The organism is Amycolatopsis sp. NPDC059021 (genome assembly GCF_042739895.1).
Classification (GTDB): Bacteria; Actinomycetota; Actinomycetes; order Mycobacteriales; family Pseudonocardiaceae; genus Amycolatopsis.
On sequence record NZ_JBHYIQ010000010.1, the window covers coordinates 23,381 to 30,007 of the forward strand.

At 68.8% G+C, this 6,627-nt stretch carries 8 protein-coding genes; 3 read left to right on the plus strand and 5 right to left on the minus strand.

What is annotated here, in order from left to right:
* Window positions 1-4 precede the first annotated feature (4 nt).
* Window positions 5-316 (minus strand): hypothetical protein, encoded by a 312-nt coding sequence (locus tag ACFWX1_RS07960; RefSeq protein ID WP_378385029.1) that lies wholly within the window; start codon window positions 314-316, stop codon window positions 5-7.
* Window positions 304-681, minus strand: coding sequence for a recombinase family protein (locus ACFWX1_RS07965; protein ID WP_378385031.1), 378 nt, complete (start codon window positions 679-681; stop codon window positions 304-306). Before ACFWX1_RS07965 ends, ACFWX1_RS07960 begins: the two co-directional genes overlap by 13 nt.
* A 254-nt stretch (window positions 682-935) precedes the next feature.
* On the opposite strand from ACFWX1_RS07965, the gene ACFWX1_RS07970 reads away from it, so the two are divergent.
* Complete coding sequence (locus ACFWX1_RS07970; protein ID WP_378385033.1) at window positions 936-1,832, plus strand: Scr1 family TA system antitoxin-like transcriptional regulator; 897 nt, start codon at window positions 936-938, stop codon at window positions 1,830-1,832.
* 12 nt (window positions 1,833-1,844) lie between these two features.
* Window positions 1,845-2,225 (plus strand): DUF397 domain-containing protein, encoded by a 381-nt coding sequence (locus tag ACFWX1_RS07975; protein WP_378385035.1) that lies wholly within the window; start codon window positions 1,845-1,847, stop codon window positions 2,223-2,225.
* A gap of 153 nt (window positions 2,226-2,378) precedes the next feature.
* Here ACFWX1_RS07975 and ACFWX1_RS07980 read toward each other — a convergent pair whose 3' ends face one another.
* The 3 genes from ACFWX1_RS07980 to bioB form a co-directional block, all read right to left on the minus strand.
* On the minus strand, window positions 2,379-3,527 hold the full coding sequence (locus ACFWX1_RS07980) for an 8-amino-7-oxononanoate synthase (protein WP_378385037.1): 1,149 nt from the start codon (window positions 3,525-3,527) through the stop codon (window positions 2,379-2,381).
* Complete coding sequence (locus ACFWX1_RS07985) at window positions 3,524-4,786, minus strand: adenosylmethionine--8-amino-7-oxononanoate transaminase (protein WP_378385039.1); 1,263 nt, start codon at window positions 4,784-4,786, stop codon at window positions 3,524-3,526. Before ACFWX1_RS07985 ends, ACFWX1_RS07980 begins: the two co-directional genes overlap by 4 nt.
* Window positions 4,787-4,862: 76 nt before the next feature.
* Window positions 4,863-5,930: a biotin synthase BioB gene (gene bioB / locus ACFWX1_RS07990; protein ID WP_378385041.1), complete on the minus strand. Its 1,068-nt coding sequence runs from the start codon at window positions 5,928-5,930 to the stop codon at window positions 4,863-4,865.
* A gap of 105 nt (window positions 5,931-6,035) precedes the next feature.
* Between bioB and ACFWX1_RS07995 the strand changes: the two genes are divergently transcribed.
* Window positions 6,036-6,602, plus strand: a complete 567-nt coding sequence (locus ACFWX1_RS07995; RefSeq protein ID WP_378385043.1) for a TetR/AcrR family transcriptional regulator C-terminal domain-containing protein — start codon at window positions 6,036-6,038, stop codon at window positions 6,600-6,602.
* Window positions 6,603-6,627: the final 25 nt, after the last annotated feature.

Here is a 6,627-nt window from a genome sequence, read left to right on the forward strand (position 1 = left end):
CTGGTCATGCCCGATGCGCCGCCCCTCGGGTGGTGGCGCGGGGGTGCGGCACCGGTCGTCCGTGGAGGGCGGGATGGCCGGGCCAGACGTCCATGCCGTGTTCCCGGCGGTAGATCAGGTCGCACGCCCAGCAGGTGTGCGGGACACCGTGGGCGTCCCGTCGCCCCGACTGCTCGAACTCCGCCGCCGCGGAGACGCCGCACAGCATGGTGATGACCTCGCCGGGCTCGGGGACCCGCGTCAGCCGCGCGTGATGCCACACGCCTTCCACGACCGGGTGAATCGCCGCGGGGTCGACATGGATCACCGCGCCCATGACAGCTCCGGTCCGGTGTGCTCCCGGGCCTCGCGGAGCACGAAGACCTCGGCGTCCGCCGTGGACTCCAGCTGCTCCAGCATGAGGTTCTGCAGGAGCGGGCTCCGTGCGAGGTGCTGCCAGGTCGGAACCACGACGTAGTGCGTGTCCTCCCGGCGCAGGGTGGCGAGGAGTTCCTCGAACGCCTCGTGTGAACCGCGGGAGAACTCGAAGAAGAAGCCGGCCAGCCGAAGCCCGCGGTCGAGAGCGAAGTCCCGCAGGGCCTGCTCCAGCAGGAACACCTTCTCGTCCGCCACGGTGCTCGGCACCTGCATGTAGCCGTACGCGACACGGCGAGTGCGCGCCGGGGCCAGGACGCACGTCATGAGTGCCATCCCCGCTTTTGCCTGCCGGTCAAGGAAATCGGCCCTGGCTCCATGGTGTCCTCCCCGATGCGCTAGCTTCGCTATTCAGCTAGCGTGATCCGAACTTGACGACCTAAGCTTGAACCACCTAATTCTGAATATCAAGCTTTGGTACCCCATCCGTTCGAGTGGCGTCGGACGATAGGCTCTCCCGGAAGGGAGGTCCGGCCGATCCAGACGGCGCCGCTCGTCGAATTCCTGGAGAGGCCATGTCGATGGCAGCCACTGTTCGTACGGCCCGGAAACTGCTGCTCGGGCACGAGATCGCGCACATGATCGAGGTAGCGGGCATCTCGCAGGCCGACGCCGCCGACCTCATCGAGACCAGCCAGGCGCGGATCTCCAGCCTGATCCAGGGCGGCGGCAGCATCTCGCCCGGTGACCTCGTGTTGCTGGCCGGGAAACTGGGCTTCACCGACGAGGGCTACCAGGAGTCGCTGCGCGACCTGCGCCGCGACGCGCACAAGCGCGGCTTCTGGACCACCGGCCACAACCGCGCCTACGCCGAAGAGATCCGGCTCCGCATCGATCTCGAAAAGCACGCCGACCAGCTGCGGGTGCTTGAGGTCGAGGTCGTTCCCGGGCTCCTCCAGTGCGAGGCCTACGTCCGCGCTCAGCACGAGGACGCGCCCGCGCTCAGTGACGTCACCCTGGAAGATCGCATTACGGCTCGACTGGCGCGGCAGGACATCCTCGACAAGGACGAGCCGCCCATCTTGCAGTTCGTGCTCTCCGAGTCGTGCATTCGCCGCGTCTGGGGCGATGCCGACGTGATGCGCGAGCAAATCGACCACCTGATCAAGCTGTCCAACCGGCGGAACATCCACCTTCAGCTGATGCCGTTCGATCAGCCGCTTGGTCGCCGCTCACCGGTTGCTTCCCGATTCACGTTGATGCGAGTGCCTTCGCCGGGCGTCGCGGGTCCGCTTGAGCTTGCCTACATCGAGGGTGAAGCCGAGATCCGCTACCTCGACGACAAGAAGGCACTGAAGGCATACGAAGCCGCTTGGGCTCGGCTCACGAACGCCGCGCTCAAGTTCGAGGAAACCAGGAAGTTCCTGCGTGAGGTCTCTCGCGACCTCAAGGACCGATCCTCATCCCCGTCCCGCTAGGAGAAAACGTAGATGAACCCTGTCACCCCGAAGGCCTTCCGCGAAGACGATTTCCGCAAGGCCACCGCGAGCAACCCGGACAAGGACTGCGTCCGGGTCGCCCGGCGGAACGGCCGTGTCGAGATCCGTGACGACAAGAAGGCCTTCGGCGCGCCGGACGATCACCGTCTGGTGCTGACCGAGGACGAGTTCGACGCCTACCAGGATGACGTCCGGGCGGGCATCGACAGTCGCGGCGTCCTCGTGGTGACACGCCGGGCGGACGGTTGCTGGGTCTTCCGCAAGGCCACCGCCGCCTGCAGCGATGTCGAGCTGGTGTTCACCGAATCGGAACTGACGGCCTTCCACACCGGCGTCCGCCGCCGAGAATTCGACGCCCTGGCCTTCGCCTGACGCCCCCAAACGGCGGAGTCAAGCCCGTGAAAGTGGAACTCGGGCTCGTGAACGTTGAACTCGGACGCCTGAGTGTGGGACTCGCAGACGCGTGGCGAGTCCCACACTCGCGCGCCCGAGTTCAACACTCGAGCGCCTGAGTTCCACATTCGCTCACGGGACCGCGGTGGCGTAGAGCCGTTCGCCGACGATGCGGGTCAGTGTGTGGGCGGCGTGTGTCCACTGTAGATCGGTGACGCCGAGCTGGGTGGTGATCCGGAGCCGCGAGATCCCGTCCGGTACCGACGGCGGCCGGAAGCACCCGACCCGGATTCCGGACGCGAGCGCCGAAGCCTGCGCGGCCACGGCACACTGCGGCGACGGCATCGGGACCGAGAGCACCGCGCCCGCCGACGGACGCACGCCGAGCCGTTCGGCCAATTCCGCGCCACGCCGGTGGATTCCCAGTGGGAGTTCGGGTTCCCGCCGCAGCAGGCGGAGCGCGGCCAAGGCACCGGCGGCAGGCGAGGGGGCAAGCCCGGTGTCGAAGATGAACGGACGGGCCCGGTTGACGAGATGGTCGATCAGCGCGGCCGGGCCGAGCACCGCACCGCCCATCGCACCAAGGGACTTCGACAGCGTCGCGGTCATCACGACGTTCGGGTGCCCAGCCAGCCCGCGCGCGTGGACGAGGCCTCGCCCGCCGTCGCCGACGACGCCGAGCCCGTGGGCCTCGTCGACGAGCAGCAGCGCGCCGTGTTCGGCGCAGACTCCGGCCAGTTCGACGAGCGGGGCGGCGTCGCCGAGCACCGAGAAGATCGACTCGGTCAGCACGATCGCCCGCCTGCCGTTCGCCCCGGACAGCGCGGCCCGCACCGCCGCGACGTCGTTGTGCGGGACGACCTCGATGGCGGCACGGGACAGCCGCGCGGCGTCGATGAGCGAGGCGTGTGCGTGCGCGTCGGAGACGACGAGGGAATGCTTGTCCACCAACGCTGTCACGGCTGAGAGGTTGGCGTGGTAGCCGGTGGAGAAGACCAGCGAAGCCTCGCGCCCGGCGAACGAAGCGAGTTCGCGTTCGAGCTCGGTGTGCAGCGTCGTCGTGCCGGTCACCAGCCGGGAGGCCGCCGCGCCCGCGCCCCAGGTCAAGGCGGCATCGGCGGCCGCGCGGCGCACCTCGGGGTGGCGGCTCAGGCCCAGATAGTCGTTGCCCGCGAGGTCGATGACGTCGTCGTCGGCCGCTCGCGGGCGCAGCGTGCGCTGGAGTCCGGCTTCCTCGCGTGCGGCCCGTTGTTCGGCGAACCAGTCCGTCCAGACGGTCATGCGACCTCCGCGGCGGCCGCGATTCCGGCACAAATGGCGGCGATGTCCTCGTCCGTGCACACGTAGGGCGGCATGGTGTAGATCAGGTCGCGGAACGGGCGCAGCCACACGCCGTGGGCCAGTGCCGCGGCGGTCGCCTTCTCCGTGTCGACGGGATGATCGAGCTGGACCACGCCGACCGCGCCCAGCACCCGCACATCCTCGGCGTCGATCCGGTGCAGCGCCTGCAATCCCGCGTTGATCCGCTGGACGTCGGCCGCCCAGTTTCCGTCGGTGAGCAGGTCGAGACTGGCGGCCGCGACCGCGCAGGCCAGCGGATTTCCCATGAACGTGGGGCCGTGCATGAGAACCCCGGAATCGCTGACGGAAAGACCGCGGGCGATCTCGGCCGTGCACAGGACGGCCGCCATCGACAGGTAGCCGCCGGTGAGCGCCTTGCCGACACACAACACGTCCGGGCGAACTTCGGCGGCTTCGGACGCGAAAAGCGTTCCGGTACGGCCGAAACCGGTCGCGATCTCGTCGAAGATGAGCACCAGGCCGTGGTCGTCGGCGACCTCGCGGAACACGCGGAGACAGTCGGCGGCGTACGGGTGCATACCTCCGGCGCCTTGCAGCAACGGCTCCACGATCAGTCCCGCGAGCCCATCGGCGTGTTCGGCGGCCAGCTCGCGGAAGCCCGCCGCCCACGTGTCGACGTCGTCCGCGAAGCGGGGCGGGCGTTCACCGAACACCTGCTGCGGCAGGACTCCGGACCACATCGTGTGCATGCCGCCGTCCGGATCGCACACGCTCATGCAGTCGAAGGTGTCGCCGTGGTAGCCGCCGCGTACGGTGAGAAACCGCGTCCGCTCCGGACGGCCCGTGCCGCGCTGGAACTGCAGCGCCATCTTCATCGCCACCTCGACGCTCACCGAGCCGGAATCCGCGAGGAACACGCGATCCAGCCCGGCGGGCGTGAGGTCGATCAGGCGGCGGGCCACTTCGACGGCGGGCTCGTGGGTGAGGCCGCCGAACATCACGTGCGCCATCCGGTCGAGCTGGCGCCGAACCGCCTCGTCGAGCACCGGGTGCCGGTAGCCGTGGATGGCCGACCACCACGACGCCATCCCGTCGACCACCTCGCCGACGCCGTCGAGCACAATCCGGCTCCCGGACGCGCCGGTGACCAGCCGCGTCGGCACCGGGTCGGTCATCGACGTGTAGGGATGCCACAGGTGCTCGCGGTCGAACGCGAGCAGGTCCGCCGGGGCCGTCATGCGATCGCCTCGCTCCGCGAGACAGTGTTTGATTCTTTTTGGCGCATGATGTCCATGGTTCGCTCGCAAGCGTCGCTCACGCGTTCGGCAGGACGTCGGTCCCGGCGCCGCGCCGCCGGATCACCGGGTCGATCGGCTCTTCGGCCCGCTGGGCGAGGTCCTCCTCGGAGCCCAGCACGACGAAACCGTTGTCGCGGATCATTTCCAGGTCCGCTTTGGCCTCCTGGCCCTCGGAGGTGAGGTAGTCGCCGAGGAAGATCGAGTTGGCGACGTGCAACGCGATCGGCTGCAGCGAACGCAGGTGCATCTCGCGGCCGCCGGCGATGCGGATTTCCTTGTCCGGGCAGACGAAACGCGCCATCGCGAGGATCTTCACGCAGCGGATGGGGGAGAGCGTCCAGATGTTTTCCAGCGGGGTGCCGTCGAAGGGCATCAGGAAGTTGACCGGGATCGAATCCGCGTCGAGTTCCTTGAGCGCGAACAACGCCTCGACCAGCTGCTCGTCAGTCTCGCCGAGCCCGGCGATCAGACCCGAACACGGCGAGATCCCCGCGCCCTTCGCCTTCTCCACGGTGGCCACGCGGTCGGCGTAGGTGTGGGTCTGGACGATGTTCTCGTGGTTGCTCTCGGCCGTGTTGATGTTGTGGTTGTAGGCGTCCACCCCGGCTTCCTTGAGGCGCTCGGCCTGGCCGTCGGCGAGCAGGCCGAGGCAGGCGCAGACCTCGACGCCGGGATAGCGTTCCTTGAGCTCGCCGACCATCGAGGTGACCTTGTCGATGTCCCGATTGGACGGTCCGCGGCCGGAGGCGACCAGGCACACCCGGCTCGCGCCGCCGCTCAGCCCGGCCCCGGCCTGCTGGAGTGCTTCGTCGGTGGACAGCCACGAGTACTTCAGGATCGAGGCGCTGGAGCCCAGCGCCTGCGAGCAGTAGTTGCAGTTCTCCTGGCACAGGCCCGACTTGAGGTTGACCAGGTAGTTCACCTTCACCGTGGTGCCGAAGTGCGCCCGGCGCAGGGTGCCGGCGGCCGCGACGAGCGACATCAGCTCGGAGTCGTCGGCGCGCAGGACCGCCAGCGCGTCCTCGGGCGTGGCCGGGATCCCGGCGAGGATCCCTTCGGCGAGCTGGTGGAAGGCGGTTTTCATCGTTGTTTCTCCCGGCGTAGGCTGGCTCCACGACCTGAACGGCGTTCACCTGAACTGCGTTCAGGTTAAACTGGGGGAGTCGAGAGGTCAACGGGAGGGGTGTGCGTGCGCTATCACCGCAAGGACGTCGTGGACCGGGCGATCACGGTGCTCGACGAGTACGGGCTGGAGTCGCTGACGATGCGGCGGCTGGCCGCCGACCTCGGCGTGCAGCCGAGTGCGCTCTACCACCATGTGCCGAACAAGCAGACGCTGCTGGCCGCGGTCGCCGACGAGATCCTGGCCAGGGGCAGGCGGCCGCGCCGTGCTCGGGCGTGGGACCGGCGCGTGGTCGAGGCCTGCAATGAACTCCGGGACGCCATGCTCGCCTACCGGGACGGCGCCGAGGTGGTCGTCGCGGGCTACACCTTCGGGCTGGGCGCGGGCGAGCCCGCCGACCAGCTGCGCAAGGCGTTGCGGGACGGCGGCCTGCCCGACGATCTCGTCGACGTCGGGACCCGCGCGCTCCTGCACCTCGTCTTCGGGCACACCGTGGAGGAGCAGACGGCGTTGCAGGCCGCGAGCGCCGGGGCCATCGACAAGGCGCCCGGCGGGCCCGCGGACTTCGAACTGGCGCTCGAGCTGCTGCTGGACGGCCTGCGGTCCCGGATCGGCTCGTCGTCAAGTCCGTGAATGCCACGTCGAGGGAATCAGAGTC